We start from the raw sequence: 16,057 nt of genomic DNA, 5'->3' as shown, positions 1-16,057 counted from the left end.
CGCTTGCGGCTTCAACCCACCGCCGGTTCGATGTTCCACAATAGGGTCCCCGATTTCCCGAGTGCCGCTCCATGCCGACCCTGCTTCCGCGCCGTCTCGAGAACCTGCTCGGTCCCGCCGCGGCGGTGGGGTGGGTGCTGTCCGTGGCCGGTTTCGGCGTTGCGCTGGACGGCTTCGAGCAGGGGCGCCATCCCGTGGCGCTGCTTGGGGCGGGCGGCATCGCCCATGCACTCGGCTTCAACCTGCTGGGTTGGGTGCTGCCGGGCCTGCTCGCCACGGCGATGGCGCTGTGCCTGCTGGCGCGCCTGCCGGCCGGCAGCAGCTGGCTGCTGCGGGTGGCCGGCCAGCTGCTGGTGCTGGCCGGACTGGCCTTCGTCGGCATGGGCCTGTTCCCGTTGGACGTGCAGGACCTGGACGGCCCGGCCAGCCAGGCGCATGCCAGCGCATGGATGGTGTGGGCACTGGCGTTCATTGCCGGCACGCTGATGCTGGGCGTCGGCAGCTGGCGCAGATCGCCGCCGTTGGCGCGGCTGGCGCTGGGCTGCGGGCTGGTCGCGGCGGTCACCGCTTTCGCCCTGCAGGGGCTGGTGCCGGCACCGCTGGCGCAGCGGCTTACCTTTGCGGCGTGGGCGTCATGGCTGCTGCTGGGGCTGCGCCTGCTGGGCCCGGCCGAGACCCGCCGGTAAGCCGCCGGGAGCGGTCGGGGGGCCGCCTGTCGGCCGGATTGGAGGCTTTTGCCGCACTGCGGTACCCTGTGCCGCTTTGCCGCCGCACTTGTGTGTTCCATGACCAGCGTCGAACCCAACGCCTACGACCCGCAGCAGGTTGAATCCGCCGCCCAGCAGTTCTGGGACGGTACCCGTGCCTTCGAAGTCAACGAGACCTCGGACAAGCCGAAGTACTTCTGCCTGTCGATGCTTCCGTACCCGTCGGGCGCGCTGCACATGGGCCATGTGCGCAACTACACCATCGGTGACGTGATCAGCCGCTACAAGCGGATGACCGGGCACAACGTGCTGCAGCCGATGGGCTGGGACGCGTTCGGCCTGCCCGCCGAAAATGCCGCGATCAAGAACAAGACCGCGCCGGCCAAGTGGACCTACAAGAACATCGACCACATGCGCAGCCAGCTCAAGTCGCTGGGCTACGCCATCGACTGGTCGCGCGAGTTCGCCACCTGCAACCCGGACTATTACGTCCACGAGCAGCGCATGTTCACCCGCCTGATGCGCAAGGGCCTGGCCTATCGCCGCAATGCGGTGGTCAACTGGGATCCGATCGACCAGACCGTGCTGGCCAACGAGCAGGTCATCGACGGCCGCGGCTGGCGCTCCGGTGCACTGGTGGAAAAGCGCGAGATCCCGCAGTGGTTCCTGCGCATCACCGATTACGCCCAGGAGCTGCTGGACGGACTGGACGAACTGGATGGCTGGCCGGAATCGGTCAAGACCATGCAGCGCAACTGGATCGGCCGCTCGGAAGGGCTGGAGATCCAGTTCGCCGTACGTGATGCCGAGGGCAACACGCTGGACCCGCTGCGCGTGTTCACTACCCGCCCGGACACGGTGATGGGCGTGACCTTCGTGTCCATCGCCGGCGAACATCCGCTGGCGCTGCATGCGGCCAGGAACAACCCGCAGCTGGCTGAACTGCTGGCTGGGCTGAAGCAGGGCGGGGTGTCCGAGGCGGAACTGGAAACCCAGGAAAAGCGCGGCATGGATACCGGCCTGAAGGCCATCCATCCAGTGACCGGCGAGCAGGTGCCGGTGTGGGTGGCCAACTTCGTGCTGATGGGCTACGGCACCGGCGCGGTGATGGCCGTGCCGGGCCATGACCAGCGCGACAACGAATTCGCCAACAAGTATGGCCTGCCGATCCGCCAGGTCATCGCACTGAAATCGCTGCGCAAGGACGAAACCGCGTACGACGCCAGCCGTTGGCAGGACTGGTACAGCGACAAGAGCCGCGAAAGCGAGCTGGTCAATTCCGGCGAGTTCGATGGCCTGGATTTCCAGGGCGCCTTCGAAGCCCTGGCCGAACGCTTCGAGCGCAAGGCCCAGGGCCAGCGCCGCGTGAACTACCGCCTGCGCGACTGGGGTGTCAGCCGCCAGCGTTACTGGGGCTGCCCGATTCCGGTGATCTACTGCGACAAGTGCGGCGCGGTGCCGGTGCCGGAAGAGCAGCTGCCGGTGGTATTGCCGGAAAACGTGGCCTTCTCGGGCACCGGTTCGCCGATCAAGACCGATCCGGAATGGCGCAGGACCACCTGTCCGGACTGCGGCGGCGCGGCCGAGCGCGAGACCGACACCTTCGATACCTTCATGGAATCGAGCTGGTACTACGCCCGCTACACGTCCCCGGGTGCCCGCGATGCGGTGGACAAGCGCGGCAACTACTGGCTGCCGGTGGACCAGTACATCGGTGGCATCGAGCACGCGATCCTGCACCTGATGTACTTCCGCTTCTATCACAAGCTGCTGCGTGACGCGCGGATGGTGGACAGCAACGAGCCGGCGCGCAACCTGCTGTGCCAGGGCATGGTGATTGCCGAAACCTACTACCGCGCCAACCCGGACGGGTCCAAGGACTGGATCAACCCGGCCGACGTGGACGTGCAGCGCGACGAGCGTGGCCGCATCACCGGCGCCACCCTGGTGGCCGACGGCCAGCCGGTCGTGGTCGGCGGCACGGAGAAGATGTCCAAGTCGAAGAACAACGGGGTGGACCCGCAGACCATGGTCGGCAAGTACGGCGCCGACACCGTGCGCCTGTTCTCGATGTTCGCCGCACCGCCGGAACAGTCGCTGGAGTGGAACGAAGCCGGCGTGGACGGCATGGCGCGCTTCCTGCGCCGGTTGTGGGCGCAGGTGCACAAGCATGCCGCCGACGGTGCGGCCCCGGCGCTGGACGTGTCCGCGCTGGACGCCGGCCAGAAGACGCTGCGCCGCAAGACCCATGAAACCATCGGCAAGGTCGGCGACGACTATGGCCGCCGCCACAGCTTCAACACCGCCATTGCCGCGGTGATGGAACTGATGAATGCACTGGCCAAGTTCGATGACGCCACGCCGCAGGGCCGGGCGGTGCGCCACGAAGCCCTGCAGGCGATCGTGCTGATGCTCAACCCGATCACCCCGCATGCCAGCCATGCGCTGTGGCAGGTGCTGGGCCATGGCCAGACGCTGCTGGAAGACCAGCTCTTCCCGCAGGCCGACCCAGCTGCCCTGGTACGCGATGCACTGACCCTGGCGGTGCAGGTCAACGGCAAGCTGCGCGGCACGATCGAGGTCGCCGCCGACGCGGCGCGCGAGCAGATCGAAGCCCTGGCGGTGGCCGAACCGAACGCCGCCAAGTTCATGGAGGGCCTGACCGTGCGCAAGATCATCATCGTGCCCGGCAAGATCGTGAACATCGTCGTCGGCTGACCCCGGTCGCGCCGGCTGACGCCAAGCGCCGGTGGGTGACACCCAGCCCTGGTGGGTGACGACCGTTGGTCGTCACCGCCTTCCCGGGCCCCGATGATCAACCGTCATTCACGCCTCATCGGGCAGGCTGTATTGCCGCAGCCGCCCGGCTACTACAGACTGTGTCCATGACCCGAATCCTGCTTGTCCTTCTCTTCGCCCTCGGCCTGGCCGGTTGCGGCTTCCACATGCGCAACAAGCTGATGCTGCCGGCCGACACGGCAGCAGTGAAGGTGGTCTCCACCGCGCCCTACAGCGAGCTGGCCAAGCTGCTGCGACGCAGCCTGCGGGCGTCCGGGGCGACCTTGGCCGATGACGACTCGACCGCGCCGGCCGCGCAGCTGCAGGTGCTGTCCGAGCGCTGGGGTGACCTGCCGATCGCCATCGACGCACAGGGTCGTGCGCAGGAATACAGCCTGCGCTACGCGGTCATCTTCATCTTCCGCCGCGAAGACGGCAGCGAACTGGTGCCGCAGCAGGTGATCGAGCTGTCGCGCGATTACGTGTCCCCGCCGACCGACGCCACCGGTACCACCACCGAGCGCGAGATCCTGGCCGATGAGCTGCGCCGTGAGATGTCGGCCTCGATCATCCGCCGCATCGACAGCGTGGTGCGCAATGAACTGCGCGAAGGCCGCAGCATCTCGGCCCCGGTCGAGGCGGTCGACGGCCAGGTGATTCCGGCAGGCCCGGCGCCGGCCGGCGTCCCCGCGATCAAGACCACCATCCCGACCGCCAAGCCTGTCCCCGAACCGGCCGCCCCGCCGGTGCAGGACTGAGCCGGTACCCGGATGGAACTGCGCCCGGAGCAGTTGGCCAGCGCTGCTGGCGGGCAGCCGCTGGCGCCCGTCTATCTGGTTGCCGGGCCTGAAACCCTGCGCGTTCTGGAAGCGGCCGATGCGGTGCGGGCAAAAGCCCGCGCCGAGGGCATCAGCGAGCGCGAAGTATTCGATGCCGATGGGCGCGATTTCGACTGGGGGCGGCTGCAGGCGGGCTTCAACGCGCCCAGCCTGTTCAGTGCGCGGCGCCTGATCGAAGTGCGGTTGCCCAACGGCAAGCCGGGCAAGGAAGGCGCCGAAGTCATCAGTGACTTCTGCGCCTCGCCGCCACCGGACGTGGTGCTGTTGATCACCGCCAACGAATGGAGCAAGTCGCACCAGGGCAAGTGGGCCGACGCCGTAGGCCGTACCGGCGTGATGTCGGTAGCGTGGGCGATCAAGCCGCACGAGCTGCCTGAGTGGATCGAGCGCCGCCTGCGTGGCAAGGGCCTGCGTGCCGATCCACAAGCGGTGCAGCGGCTGGCCGAGCGGGTGGAAGGCAACCTGCTGGCGGCCGCGCAGGAAATCGACAAGCTGGCCCTGCTGGTCGAATCCGGCCAGGTGCTGGACGTGGACAAAATGGACGCGCTGGTCGCCGATGCGGCCCGCTATGACGTGTTCCGGCTGGTGGAATCGACTTTCTCCGGCCAGCCCACCGCAGTGCTGCGGATGGTGGCCGGGCTGCGCGCCGAAGGCGAGGCGGTGGCCGCCCTGATGCCGATCGTCATCCGCGAACTGCTGGCTGGTGCTGCGTTGGCCCAGGTGCAGGCGCGGGGCGGCAACCTGGCCGCGGAAATGAAATCACGCGGCATCTGGGAGTCCCGCCAGGCGCCGTACAAGCGCGCGCTGCAGCGGCACCCGGAAGCCAAGCGCTGGGAGCGCTTCGTTGCCGAAGCCGGTCTGGTGGACCGCATTGCCAAAGGGCGCGCCGACGGCGATCCGTGGCTGGCGCTGGAACGCCTGCTGGTGGCGGTGTCCGAAGCACGCGCGGTACGCCTGCTGGCGCGCGCCTGAGCGCTGGCCATGGGCCTTCGCATCTATTACGGCGGCACGTTCGACCCGGTGCACAACGGGCATCTTGCCATTGCCCGTGCCGCACGCGATGCCTTGAACCTGCCGATACGGCTGCTGCCGGCGGCCGACCCGCCGCACCGTCCGGCACCCGGCGCCAGCGCCGAGCAACGTTGCCGGATGCTGCAGCTGGCGCTTGCCGATGAAACCGGGTTACTGCTGGACCGCCACGAACTGGAGCGTGCCGCCCGCCATCCGCAACGTCCGTCCTACACCGTGGATACCCTGACCGAACTGCGCCAGGCGTTCGGCGCGGATACGCCGCTGGCGTGGCTGGTGGGGGCGGACAGCCTGATGTCGCTCGCCACCTGGCATCGCTGGCAGGACCTGTTCGGGCTGGCACATTTCATCGTCGCCGAGCGCCCCGGCAGCAGCTTGCCGCAGGTGGTGGAGGGCGTGCTGGGCCAGGCACTGCACGGCCGCTGGACCGACCAGCCGCAGGACCTCGAGGGTGCAGCGGCAGGACGTGTGCTGCGCCTGCATCAGCCGCTGCGCAGCGAGTCGGCCAGCGAGGTCCGCGCCCGCATCGCCGCCGGCGGGCCCTGGCAGCCCCTGGTGCCACCGGCGGTGGTTGATTACATCGCCGGACAGCGGCTTTATGGCTGCTGACCTCGGTGAATGCCTCCCGCGCCGGTCCCACGTATAATCCCCCCTACGTTTATCGAGTCGACCCGCTTTGAGCAACCAGCCCCAACCCCAGACCATCAAGGTCGAACTGCCCAATCCGCCGCCCTCCGTGGAGCAGCTGTTGGCCTGCGTGACCGACGCCACCGAAGAGCTGAAAGCCAAGGACGTGGTCACCATCGACGTGCGCGGCAAGTCCAGCGTCGCCGACTACTTCGTGATCGCCTCGGGCACCTCGTCGCGTCACGTGAAGTCCATCGCCGAGGAAGTGGTCCGCTTCGCCAAGAAGCTGGACATGATGCCGTTGGGCGTTGAAGGCGAGCGCGAAGCCGAGTGGGTGCTGGTCGACCTGGGCGATGTCGTGGTCCACGTCATGCTGCCGCGCGTGCGCGAACTGTATGCGCTGGAGCGCCTGTGGACGGTGGGTGACCAGCGTCGCCAGCACGAAGAAGAAGAAGGCCAGGACGACGAGGTCTGATCGACCGACCTGCTGCCCGTGGTGTACCCCCGACGGCGCCGATGGCGCCGTTGGGCGTTATGAGGATGCCTGATGAAAGCGCGACTGATCGCCACCGGTGAACGCGCCCCCAGCTGGGTGGCGCAGGGCTTTGCCGAATACCAGAAGCGGCTCTCGCACTGGCTGCCGTTCGAGCTGGTGGAGATCGAGCCGGGCCTGCGTGGCAAGGGCCGCGATGCGCGCCGTGCGACCGATGACGAAGGCAAGCGGGTGATTGCCGCGCTGCCGAAGAATGCCTACGTGGTGGCGCTGGACGTTCCCGGCCGGCAGCTCAGCTCGGAACAGTTGGCGCAGCGGCTGGAGCACTGGCGCGGGCAGGGCAGGGACCTGGCGTTCCTGATCGGTGGGCCGGAAGGGCATTCGTCGGAGGTGTCGGCACTGGCGGATGAAAAATGGTCGATCGGCCCATTGACCCTGCCGCACATGCTGGTGCGCCTGGTCGTCGCCGAACAGCTGTATCGCGCCGCGGCGATGTTGGCCAACCACCCCTACCATCGCGCGTGAAGAGTCGTTATACTGGTCGTCTGCCCGAATAGCTCAGCCGGTTAGAGCACTTGACTGTTAATCAGGGGGTCGTTGGTTCGAGTCCAACTTCGGGCGCCATTTTGAAAACCCGCATCGCGAGATGCGGGTTTTTTTTGTTCCCGCGCATGGAGGACGATTGGTTTTCCTGATCAGTTGGCGCAACGCATTGGATGACCTATCTCCGCAGATCACCGACGCCACAGAGCGCGTTCCGCCTGACGGAATAGTGAGCCGATCCCCGCTTCTGAATGATGATGCTTGACGGTAGTATCGTGTAACGTTAGTATTTTGGCGAGGCACGGACAGGCCATGTCCATCCAGTCGTTCCAGTGCATGGATACCGCCAGCTTCTTCGACGGCTGCAGGGTCAAGAGGTTCGAATCGTTTGAACGCGTTGCGATGCGAAAACTCGCGATGTTGGACGCAGCGAAAGTGCTGCAGGATCTGCGGATCCCGCCGGGTAATCGCCTTGAAGCGCTGGCCGGGGACCGACGAGGGCAGCACAGCATCCGCATAAATGACCAGTTCCGTGTCTGCTTCATCTGGTTGGACGTAGGCCCGGCTGCCGTTGAAATCTGCGACTACCACTGACCGAGGTAACGTCATGCGCTCCGTTTCCTATCCCCACCCGGGTGAGATCCTCCAGGACGAGTTCCTGGAGCCGCTGGATGTCACCCAGTATCGGCTGGCAAAGGCCATCGGCGTGCCGCAGACGCGCATCAGCGAAATCATCGCGGGACGTCGCGCGATTACCGCCGATACGGCGTTGCGGCTGGCGAGGTTCTTCGGCACATCCGAGTACTTCTGGATCAACCTGCAGTTCGGCTACGACGCCGCCGAGACGCGCATCAGGCTGGCCGATGTGCTGGAGCAGATACGACCCTACGAAAAGGCCGCCTGAACATCGCTTACGACGACCCACTCTGGCATGCTGCGCCCATCCCTTGGCCGGAGCGTCACGATGGGCGAGATCATGACAGCGGTGATCGCCTTTGCCTGCCTAAGCGCGGCATCGATCGGCATGATGTTCGTGTATCCGCGCTTGTCAGCGCGGCACCGCGATGACGAGACCAATACCGTGCTGCGCCTGGTCGCCAACATCTTCGTGGTGATGACCTCGCTGGTGTTCGGCCTGCTGATCAATTCGTCGAAGAATACCTTTGAAACCATCGATTCGAACGTGCACGGTTTTTCGACCAGCCTGATCATGTTCGACCGCTCGCTGCGCACGTATGGCGTGGAAGCCGAAGAAACCCGACGGCGGCTCAGGGAATACATCGAGACCGCCATCGCCCATCCTGCGCGTAGCGAAGATGCTCTCATCCATCACCATGACCCGGCGGCCAACGCGCTGGACCAGGTCGGCGGCGCGCTGGACCGCATCGCACCGTCGGATCGTTTCCATGAGGGCTTGCTGGCCGATGCGCGGCAGCAGTACCAGACCTTGGTGCGCCAGCGCTGGAGCATTGTCGAGCAATCCGAAGCCAGCGTGCCGCGGTTGATCATCTGGATGCTGATGGCATGGTTGACGCTGATCTATGGAAGTTTCGGCTATCGTGCCCCGCACAACCCGATGGTGGTCGGCATGTTTCTTGTATCGGCCGCTTTGATCGCGACCTCGGTGTATTTCGTGCTGGACATGAGCGTGCCGTTCCATGGGCCGATCCAGGTGTCCGCCGCGCCGTTGCACCATGCGCTGGCCGAAATCCAGCCCTGAAGCAATGCAGCGCGCAGCCTTGCCCCGGTAGCGCCGAGCCACGCTCGGCGGTAGGCTTCAGCGGCCAGCATCGGCATCAGGAGCAGTAAGTCATGGAGAAACAACAAGCCGCCGCCATCGCAGAGGCGGTGCTCGACGCCCACCTGCAGGCACAGCAGTACCGTTCCGCGGCATTGACGGCGGCCTCGCGCCAGCGGGCCCGAAATCGGGATATCGCCTGGTTCGGCCTTGCCGGCCTGGTCGTGGGCATGCCGCTTGCCTGGCTGCTTGGTGCCGCGCCCGGCCACGGCGCGCTGCTGGGCGTGGGGGCAGGGTGCGTGCTGGGATGCATCGCGCGCGTTCTCCGATCCACGCGTCGCCGTTAGTCATACTGCGGGCCGATGCGCGCGCCCAGAAAAAAGCCCGGGCACGAGGCCCGGGCTTGGTCACATCACGCAGTGAAATGGATCAGTTGAACGTGTACTTCGCGCCCACCGTGAAGTAGCGGCCGATGGCGCCGCTGAAGTGCAGTGGGTTGTAGTTGATGCCACCGTAAGTGGCCGGATCCAGCGGTGCGGTGCGGTCGAACACGTTGGCCACCGAACCGAAGATCTCCAATCCATCCATCGCCTTCCAGTTGGCCGACAGATCGAAGGTGGTGAACGAAGCGACCTCGCAGTTGCCGGGGGCCGGGCTGCCATCGGCGCGGAAGTTCAGGCAGTCGTCTTCCTTGGTGCCGCCGGTTTCGGCCAGGTTGTCCATCGAACTGATGTAGTTGACGATGCCGCTGACCGACCAGTCGTGGTAGTTCCAGGTGGCGCCGAAATTGATGCGGTCCTTCGGCGTGCCGATGCAGTTGGTGACATCGCAGTTGCCGTGGGTGCCGGCGTATTCGTGGGTGGTGTCACCCTCGGTACGCTCGAACTTGCTGGTATGGCTCCACTGCAGGTCCAGCCGCAGGTCGCCGGCCGTGCCCAGCGGGATGTCCTGGCGGATATCGGTATCGATACCCTCCACCTTCGACGCACTGGCATTCACGTAATTCGTGTTGATGGCCAGGATCGAGCCGGTGCCCGGCACGCCGTTGAGCAGGTCGGTATCGCGCAGCACGTTGCCCGATGCGATGGCATCGGCCGTCGAACCCTGCGCGATTTCATTGCTGCGCTTGATACGCCAGGCGTCCACCGTGATCGACGTGGTGCGGGTCGGCTGCAGCACGATGCCCAGCGAGTAGCTCTTGGACTCTTCGGCTTCCAGCAGCGGGTTGGGGCGGGTGATGATCGCCACCGGCTGCTGGCCGCAATCGTCCTGGGTACCACCCGGGGCCGGTGTGCCGCCCGGGCAGCGGACCGGATCAAGCGCATTGGAGAACGCGGCCAGGCCACCGTCGCCGTTTTCGGCCGGGTTCGGTGCACGGAAACCTTCGGCATACGTACCGCGCACGGCGATCCAGTCGATGGGGGTCCACTTGAAGCCCACCTTCGGGGTCACCGAATCATCGCCGCTTTCGTATTTGTCATAGCGCGCGGCGGCGGTCAGTTCCAACGACTCCAGCACCGGCGCGGCCAGCTCGGCATACGCGGCGTAGACGTTCTGGGTACCGTCATAGGAGGAGAAGCCCAGGCCGATGATGTCGCCGGTATCGGTGTACGTCTGCGGCGACAGGCTGTTGGTGGTACGACGCCATTCGGTGCCCAGCGCCAGGCCCAGCGGGCCGCCAGCCAGGTCCATCAGCGAACGGTTCACCTTGAAGTCGAACATGTCCAGGCTGCTCTTGGCGGTGGCCTGGATGGTCGGGGAAATGTAGTCGTACAGGCTCTGCGGATTGCCTTCCGCGCCGGCACCGATGTTCCATGTGCCGGCCGGGCAGGCCAGGTCGCCCAGCACGCACTGCACGGCGCTGTAACGCAGGAAGCCGTCGCGCTTGTTGACCAGGTTGGTGGACGAATGCAGGTAGCCGGTGTCGTAGCTCCATTCGCCCCAGGTGCCCTTTACCCCGGCCAGGAAGCGGATGAACTCGTTGTCGTTGTTGGTCTTGCGCGGGCCGACGTCGAAGGCGTTGTAGCGCACGCGCACCGGTTCGCCGTACGGGTTGTCGGGATGCCCGACCGCCAGCACGGTGGCGCCGGGGCCGCTGTTGGCGTTGACCGGGCCACCGGGATAACCCCACGCCCCGGACACGTTGGAGGGGGTGTTGTTGAAGGTGGTTTCCTTCTTGGAGTAGCCCATTTCCACGTAGGCTTCGGCGCTGTCGTTGAAGGCGAAGGTCGCACGTCCGAATACGTTGACGTACTTCTCTTCCGGGCTCAGGTCACGATAGTCGGCCATGTCCCACAGGCAGCCGCCGCCTGGATCCTGCGGGGCGACACTGGAAAGGCCAGAACACCCGGGCAATGATTCCAGCAGGCCGGTGGTCGGGTTGAAGATGCTGCCGGTCGGCGAGTTGCCGCCGCCGCTGCCGTTGCCGGTGATCGCGCCACCAAGGAACTGGCTGCCGCCGGCGCTGTAGCCCCAGCGACGCAGGTCGCCGGTGCCGATCCAGTCGCGGTTGCGGCGGTCGCTTACGCGGATGCCATCGGACTTGCCCACGTCGATGCTGGCAAAGGCGTTCCAGCCATCTTCGGACAGATTGCCGGTACCGGCGGTCAGAGTGGCCTTGCGCGCATCGCCGTCACTGTCGCCGGACAAGCCATAGGAGCCGCGCAGGATCACGCCTTCGAAGTCACTGCGCAGGATGATGTTCACCACGCCGGCGATGGCGTCCGAACCATAGGTCGCCGACGCGCCGTCCTTCAGGACTTCCACGCGCTCCACGGCATCCAGCGGGATGGTGCTGAGGTCTGTGAAGACCTTCTGTCCGTCATCGGCCAGGCCATAGGTGGCCATGCGCCGTCCGTTCAACAGCACCAGAGTGGAACCAGCGCCCAGGCCGCGCAGCGAAATGCCGGCGCCGCCGCCGGCGAAGCCGTTGCCGAAGGTCTTGGGGATGGAGCCGGAGCCGTCCGAAGTCAGGGTCTGCAGGTATTCGGCGACCGTGGTCTTGCCGGTACGGTCGATCTCCTGGCGGGTGACCACCTGTACCGGCGAGGGGGTTTCGGTATTGGTGCGCGGGATGTTGGAGCCGGTGACGGTGATCCGGTCCAGGTTGGTGGCGGGGTCCTGCGCGAAGGCCGTGGTGGATCCGGCGGCCGCGATCAGCAGGGCGCTGCCAGCAAGGACGTGGGTGATGGACGTGGCAAGCGACGTGCGGCGGCTGGCACGTGGAAGGGTCGGGTATTTCACAGCTCTCTCCTGACTGGGAATACGTAGTGGCGTGTCCTACCGCAGGCCCCCTTGCCCCGCGATGTCGCCAATCTAGGTTTCTTTCAGGTGACGCAAGAGTGAAATTTTGCTTAATCGGGACCGCTTTGTGACGTGCGTCAGGAAGCAGGACAGGGGGTGACATCCGTCACCCCCTGTCGCGCCTTACTCTGGCAAGGAGAACTCGATCGGCACCAGGCCCACCGAGGACGTGGCCACGCCGTCCTGCATGGACGGTTCGAATCGCCACTGGCGCAGTACCTGCTGGCGCGCAGCAAGGTCCAGCGCACGCGAACCGCTGCTGCGTTCGATGGAAACCGCAGTGGGGCGGCCCTCGGCACTGACTTCCACCCGCAGCAGGACGGTGCCCTGCTCACGGCCACGCAGCGCGGCGATCGGGTACGTCGGCGGCGGGGCGGAGCGGTACCGCAGCTGTGCGCCAGGGCCGCTGCGGGTAGGCGTAGCGGTCTGCAGGGGCACGCTCGGAACGGGGGCGGGCTGCGGTTCGGCGGCGGGCACGGCGTAGGCCGGGACCTGTTCGGTGACGGTGGTGGGGGCCGGCAGGGGCGTCGGCTGGGGTTTCACCACGGTCTGCGGCGGTGCGACCTGCTGGACGACTTCCGGCGGAACCGGCGTGGGAGGCAGTGGCTTGTCCGGGGTGATCCAGCGGATCTGCGGGGCGTCACGTTGCAGGGGGGCAGCCACGTAGGCGGCGGGGATGACCAGCAGCATGAAGGCCAGCACGTGCAGCGCGATGGCGGTGCTCCATGCAGCGATGCGGGCGGGGTCGAAGCGGAGCGGGACTACCGGGTACGTACGAACCATGGTTCACCTCCATGCAAGCCAGCAGGGGGACGTCATCGGGGCCGGTGGGTGCCGGTGGCTCAGCAATAGCGCGGGAAGCGCGGCCTGCCCAGCGGGGCAGGCGCGTTCGTTTTGTCAGCAGTCAGGTAAAGCGGGGGTGCTGCGTAGCGACGACCTTGGTCGTCACTCTCCGACAGCCGTGACGACCAACGGTCGTCACCCACCAAAAGCGGTCGTCGCCCGCCCCACGCCGGCTCAGCGGCCCAGTTCGAACACCACGTCCAGGTTCACCGATACGGTGGTTTCACCAGCGGCCACCGGGGTGCTGGCCATGTCGGCGGCCATCGGCGCGGCGGCTGCGCGCATCATCACCGGACGGAAGCCGCCGCCGCTGCTTTCGGAAATGCTGACGATGCGGCGCACCTGCAGGCCCAGCGACTTGGCGTAGGTCTGCGCACGGGTCTGTGCCTTCTTCAGCGCGGCCAGGCGGGCTTCGTCATACACCGGCTCCGGTTGGTCGATCTCGAAGCTGGGGCCGTTGATCTGGTTGGCGCCCTGTGCGGCCAGCGCGTCCAGCACCTTGCCCAGCTTGGCGATGTCACGCACCTTCAGGCTGACGGTGTTGCTGGCCTGGTAGCCGGTGATCTTCGGTGCCTCGTTTTCGGCGTAGCGATACTGCGGGCTCAGGTTCACTCCGCTCGTCTGCACGTCGCGCTCGGCGATGCCGGCGGCCTTGATCGCGGCCAGCACCGTGTCCATCTTCTGCGCGTTCTCGCGCATGGCGGTGTTGCCGTCCACGGCCTGGGTAACCACGCCGGCGGAAAGCGTGGCGATGTCCGGCACGCGGCTGGCTTCGGCGTTGGCCGATACGTTGAGCAGGGTGCCTTCCACCGGGGCGATGGCAGGTGCCGGTACGGCGGCTTGAGCGGTCACGGAAGCTCCCAGGGCGAGGGACAGGGCGAGCAGCAGGGGCGAGAGGACAGGGTGACGCATGGATATCTCCTTGAAGGCCATCGAGGTTGCTGGCGAGGGGATGAACGCGTTGTGAGCCGGAACGGGGTTGCGCATGACCGCAGCAGGTTGCCTGCGATTCAGGCCGTGCGCGCAGGGTATGCTGTGTCGATGCTCTATCTTGCCTCCCGCTCCCCCCGCCGCAGTGAATTGCTTGCCCGCCTTGGCCGTCCGTTCCAGACCCTGGACCTGGACGTGGCCGAAGTGCGCGCTGCTGGCGAAACGCCGCGCGATTACGTGCAGCGCGTAGCCGCCGACAAGGCCCGCGCCGGACTCGCCCACATGCTGGCCGCCGATCCCGAAGCGGTGGTGGTCGGGTCGGATACCGAAGTGGTGCTGGGTGAGCGCGTGTTCGGCAAACCGGCCGATGCCGAGGATGCCGCCGCCATGCTGGCCGCGCTGTCCGGCCGCACCCACCAGGTGATGACCGCCGTGGTGCTGGCTTCTGCCGGCGGCCTGTCGGTGGACCTGGTGGTGTCCGAGGTGACCTTCGCGGCGCTGGATGATGCCCGCATCGCCGCCTATGTAGCCACCGGCGAGCCGTTCGGCAAGGCCGGTGCATATGCCATCCAGGGAGAAGCAGAGCGCTTCATCACCCATCTGGCCGGGAGCTATTCCGGCGTGATGGGATTGCCGCTGTACCAGACCGACCGGCTGCTGGCCGGCGCGGGCTTGCCTTCCTACCCTGTTGCCGCCACGGAGGCTGCCGTACATGTCTGAAGAAATACTGGTCAACGTGACCCCCCGCGAAACCCGGGTGGCGGTGATCGAGAACGGCATGCTGCAGGAGCTGCACATCGAACGTGGCTGGCGCCGCGGGGTGGTTGGCAACATCTACAAGGGAAAAGTGCAGCGGGTGATGCCCGGCATGCAGGCCGCGTTCGTTGAAGTGGGGCTGGAGCGCGCCGCGTTCCTGCACGCCAACGACGTGGTGCGGCCGGCCCCGGTGGCCAGCCCGGACACCGATGGCACCACCTTGCCACCGCCCTCCAGCGTGCCCATCGTGGAGCTGCTGCGTGACGGCCAGGACATCGTGGTGCAGGTGGTCAAGGACCCGATCGGCACCAAGGGCGCGCGCCTGACCACCCAGATCAGCATCCCCTCGCGTTACATGGTGCTGCTGCCGCAGTCGAAGGTGGTCGGCGTTTCTGCGCGCATCGAAGACGAAGGCGAGCGCTCACGCCTGAAGGCGCTGGTCACCGAACTGTCGGCCCAGCACGGCGGCTACGGTTACATCGTGCGCACCAACGCCGAAGGCCAGCCGGCCGAGGCGATTGCCGAAGACGTGGCGTACCTGTCGCGGGTATGGAACGTGGTCGAGCGGCGTGGCCGCGAAGCCGCTTCGTGCAGCGTGATCTATGAAGACCTCAGCCTGCCGCTGCGTTCGGTGCGCGACCTGATCCGCAAGGACGTGGACAAGGTGAAGGTCGACTCCAAGGAAACCTTCGTGCAGCTGCAGGCCTTCGTGGCCAAGTACATGCCGGTGCTGGCCGAGAAGCTGGAGCTGTACGCCGGCGACCGTCCGATCTTCGACATGTTCGGCGTGGAGGACGAGATCGGTCGCGCGCTGGACAAGCAGGTGCCGCTGAAATCCGGCGGCTACCTGGTGATCGACCAGACCGAAGCGATGACCACCATCGACGTCAACACCGGTTCGTTCGTCGGCCAGCGCAACCTGGAAGAAACCGTTTACCGCACCAACCTGGAAGCGGCGCAGGCCGTTGCCAGGCAGCTGCGCCTGCGCAACCTCGGCGGCATCATCATCATCGATTTCATCGACATGGTGGACGCCGAGCACCGTCGCCAGGTGCTGCGCACGCTGGAAAAAGCACTGGCCCGCGACCATGCCAAGACCACTGTCTACGACTTCTCGCCGCTGGGTCTGGTGGAGATGACGCGCAAGCGCACCGTGGAAAGCCTGGAGCGCCAGCTGTCGGAAACCTGTCCGCAATGCAGTGGCCGTGGCAGCATCAAGACCACCGAGACGGTCACCTACGAAATCTTCCGCGAGATCACCCGTGCGGTGCGCCAGTTCGAAGCGGCGCGCCTGCTGGTGATCGCCTCGTCGAAGGTGGTGGCCCGCATAACCGACGAGGAATCCACGGCCGTTGCCGAACTGGAAGAATTCCTGGGCAAGAGCATCCGCTTCCAGGCGGACGACCAGTACCTGCAGGAACAATTCGATGTGGTCCTGCTCTGATCTTTACCGGCCGGTTGCCGGCCAGGG

The 16,057-nt window shown here is 66.3% G+C and carries 16 protein-coding genes and 1 tRNA gene; 14 read left to right on the top strand and 3 right to left on the bottom strand.

The window, feature by feature from the left end; translation table 11 throughout:
• Positions 1–71 precede the first annotated feature (71 nt).
• The 12 genes from SOM47_RS07065 (at position 72) to SOM47_RS07010 (ending at position 9,101) form a co-directional block, all read left to right on the top strand.
• The gene (locus SOM47_RS07065; RefSeq protein ID WP_320505180.1) at positions 72–686 is read left to right on the top strand and encodes a DUF998 domain-containing protein; all 615 of its coding nucleotides are present in this window, start codon (positions 72–74) and stop codon (positions 684–686) included.
• Between the two features lie 99 nt (positions 687–785).
• Entirely contained in the window at positions 786–3,425 is a 2,640-nt protein-coding gene (gene leuS, locus SOM47_RS07060; protein WP_042612234.1) for a leucine--tRNA ligase, read from the top strand.
• A 167-nt stretch (positions 3,426–3,592) separates the two neighbouring features.
• Complete coding sequence (locus SOM47_RS07055; protein WP_320505179.1) at positions 3,593–4,243, top strand: LPS-assembly lipoprotein LptE; 651 nt, start codon at positions 3,593–3,595, stop codon at positions 4,241–4,243.
• 12 nt (positions 4,244–4,255) lie between these two features.
• Positions 4,256–5,296: a DNA polymerase III subunit delta gene (holA, locus tag SOM47_RS07050; RefSeq protein ID WP_320505178.1), complete on the top strand. Its 1,041-nt coding sequence runs from the start codon at positions 4,256–4,258 to the stop codon at positions 5,294–5,296.
• A 9-nt stretch (positions 5,297–5,305) separates the two neighbouring features.
• Entirely contained in the window at positions 5,306–5,962 is a 657-nt protein-coding gene (gene nadD / locus SOM47_RS07045) for a nicotinate-nucleotide adenylyltransferase (RefSeq protein ID WP_320505177.1), read from the top strand.
• A 67-nt stretch (positions 5,963–6,029) separates the two neighbouring features.
• Complete coding sequence (rsfS, locus tag SOM47_RS07040; RefSeq protein ID WP_042612238.1) at positions 6,030–6,455, top strand: ribosome silencing factor; 426 nt, start codon at positions 6,030–6,032, stop codon at positions 6,453–6,455.
• A 72-nt stretch (positions 6,456–6,527) separates the two neighbouring features.
• Positions 6,528–6,998: a 23S rRNA (pseudouridine(1915)-N(3))-methyltransferase RlmH gene (rlmH, locus tag SOM47_RS07035; RefSeq protein ID WP_057508755.1), complete on the top strand. Its 471-nt coding sequence runs from the start codon at positions 6,528–6,530 to the stop codon at positions 6,996–6,998.
• 22 nt (positions 6,999–7,020) lie between these two features.
• A tRNA-Asn gene (locus tag SOM47_RS07030) sits at positions 7,021–7,097 on the top strand.
• Between the two features lie 231 nt (positions 7,098–7,328).
• A complete protein-coding gene (locus SOM47_RS07025) occupies positions 7,329–7,610 on the top strand; it encodes a type II toxin-antitoxin system RelE/ParE family toxin (protein ID WP_320505176.1) in 282 nt (93 codons plus the stop codon).
• 13 nt (positions 7,611–7,623) lie between these two features.
• Positions 7,624–7,920 carry a HigA family addiction module antitoxin gene (locus tag SOM47_RS07020; RefSeq protein ID WP_320505175.1) on the top strand — a complete coding sequence of 99 codons (297 nt, stop codon included), beginning with the start codon at positions 7,624–7,626 and terminating at the stop codon, positions 7,918–7,920.
• Between the two features lie 60 nt (positions 7,921–7,980).
• A complete protein-coding gene (locus SOM47_RS07015) occupies positions 7,981–8,736 on the top strand; it encodes a bestrophin-like domain (protein WP_320505174.1) in 756 nt (251 codons plus the stop codon).
• Positions 8,737–8,828: 92 nt separating this feature from the next.
• Complete coding sequence (locus SOM47_RS07010) at positions 8,829–9,101, top strand: hypothetical protein (RefSeq protein WP_320505173.1); 273 nt, start codon at positions 8,829–8,831, stop codon at positions 9,099–9,101.
• An 82-nt stretch (positions 9,102–9,183) separates the two neighbouring features.
• Here SOM47_RS07010 and SOM47_RS07005 read toward each other — a convergent pair whose 3' ends face one another.
• The 3 genes from SOM47_RS07005 to SOM47_RS06995 form a co-directional block, all read right to left on the bottom strand.
• Positions 9,184–11,997, bottom strand: a complete 2,814-nt coding sequence (locus SOM47_RS07005; RefSeq protein ID WP_192083225.1) for a TonB-dependent receptor domain-containing protein — start codon at positions 11,995–11,997, stop codon at positions 9,184–9,186.
• Positions 11,998–12,180: 183 nt separating this feature from the next.
• A complete protein-coding gene (locus SOM47_RS07000; protein WP_320505172.1) occupies positions 12,181–12,840 on the bottom strand; it encodes an energy transducer TonB in 660 nt (219 codons plus the stop codon).
• Between the two features lie 234 nt (positions 12,841–13,074).
• The gene (locus SOM47_RS06995) at positions 13,075–13,812 is read right to left on the bottom strand and encodes an SIMPL domain-containing protein (RefSeq protein ID WP_320505171.1); all 738 of its coding nucleotides are present in this window, start codon (positions 13,810–13,812) and stop codon (positions 13,075–13,077) included.
• Positions 13,813–13,941: 129 nt separating this feature from the next.
• On the opposite strand from SOM47_RS06995, the gene SOM47_RS06990 reads away from it, so the two are divergent.
• Both SOM47_RS06990 and rng read left to right on the top strand, forming a co-directional pair.
• A complete protein-coding gene (locus SOM47_RS06990; RefSeq protein ID WP_192083227.1) occupies positions 13,942–14,550 on the top strand; it encodes a Maf-like protein in 609 nt (202 codons plus the stop codon).
• The gene (gene rng, locus SOM47_RS06985) at positions 14,543–16,030 is read left to right on the top strand and encodes a ribonuclease G (protein ID WP_320505170.1); all 1,488 of its coding nucleotides are present in this window, start codon (positions 14,543–14,545) and stop codon (positions 16,028–16,030) included. Before SOM47_RS06990 ends, rng begins: the two co-directional genes overlap by 8 nt.
• Positions 16,031–16,057: the final 27 nt, after the last annotated feature.

The sequence above is a fragment of the Stenotrophomonas sp. CFBP8980 genome (genome assembly GCF_034046095.1).
Taxonomy (GTDB): domain Bacteria; phylum Pseudomonadota; class Gammaproteobacteria; order Xanthomonadales; family Xanthomonadaceae; genus Stenotrophomonas; species Stenotrophomonas lacuserhaii.
The sequence above is the reverse complement of the archived record's forward strand: the minus strand, read 5'-3'. Positions and strand labels throughout refer to the sequence as shown.

Bases quoted from the DNA above. Each gene is read 5' to 3' on its own strand.
- SOM47_RS07065 (WP_320505180.1), top strand. From the start codon at position 72: ATGCCGACCCTGCTTCCGCGCCGTCTCGAGAACCTGCTCGGTCCCGCC.
- leuS (WP_042612234.1), top strand. From the start codon at position 786: ATGACCAGCGTCGAACCCAACGCCTACGACCCGCAGCAGGTTGAATCC.
- SOM47_RS07055 (WP_320505179.1), top strand. From the start codon at position 3,593: ATGACCCGAATCCTGCTTGTCCTTCTCTTCGCCCTCGGCCTGGCCGGT.
- holA (WP_320505178.1), top strand. From the start codon at position 4,256: ATGGAACTGCGCCCGGAGCAGTTGGCCAGCGCTGCTGGCGGGCAGCCG.
- nadD (WP_320505177.1), top strand. From the start codon at position 5,306: ATGGGCCTTCGCATCTATTACGGCGGCACGTTCGACCCGGTGCACAAC.
- rlmH (WP_057508755.1), top strand. From the start codon at position 6,528: ATGAAAGCGCGACTGATCGCCACCGGTGAACGCGCCCCCAGCTGGGTG.
- SOM47_RS07025 (WP_320505176.1), top strand. From the start codon at position 7,329: ATGTCCATCCAGTCGTTCCAGTGCATGGATACCGCCAGCTTCTTCGAC.
- SOM47_RS07020 (WP_320505175.1), top strand. From the start codon at position 7,624: ATGCGCTCCGTTTCCTATCCCCACCCGGGTGAGATCCTCCAGGACGAG.
- SOM47_RS07015 (WP_320505174.1), top strand. From the start codon at position 7,981: ATGGGCGAGATCATGACAGCGGTGATCGCCTTTGCCTGCCTAAGCGCG.
- SOM47_RS07010 (WP_320505173.1), top strand. From the start codon at position 8,829: ATGGAGAAACAACAAGCCGCCGCCATCGCAGAGGCGGTGCTCGACGCC.
- SOM47_RS07000 (WP_320505172.1), bottom strand. From the start codon at position 12,840: ATGGTTCGTACGTACCCGGTAGTCCCGCTCCGCTTCGACCCCGCCCGC.
- SOM47_RS06995 (WP_320505171.1), bottom strand. From the start codon at position 13,812: ATGCGTCACCCTGTCCTCTCGCCCCTGCTGCTCGCCCTGTCCCTCGCC.
- SOM47_RS06990 (WP_192083227.1), top strand. From the start codon at position 13,942: ATGCTCTATCTTGCCTCCCGCTCCCCCCGCCGCAGTGAATTGCTTGCC.
- rng (WP_320505170.1), top strand. From the start codon at position 14,543: ATGTCTGAAGAAATACTGGTCAACGTGACCCCCCGCGAAACCCGGGTG.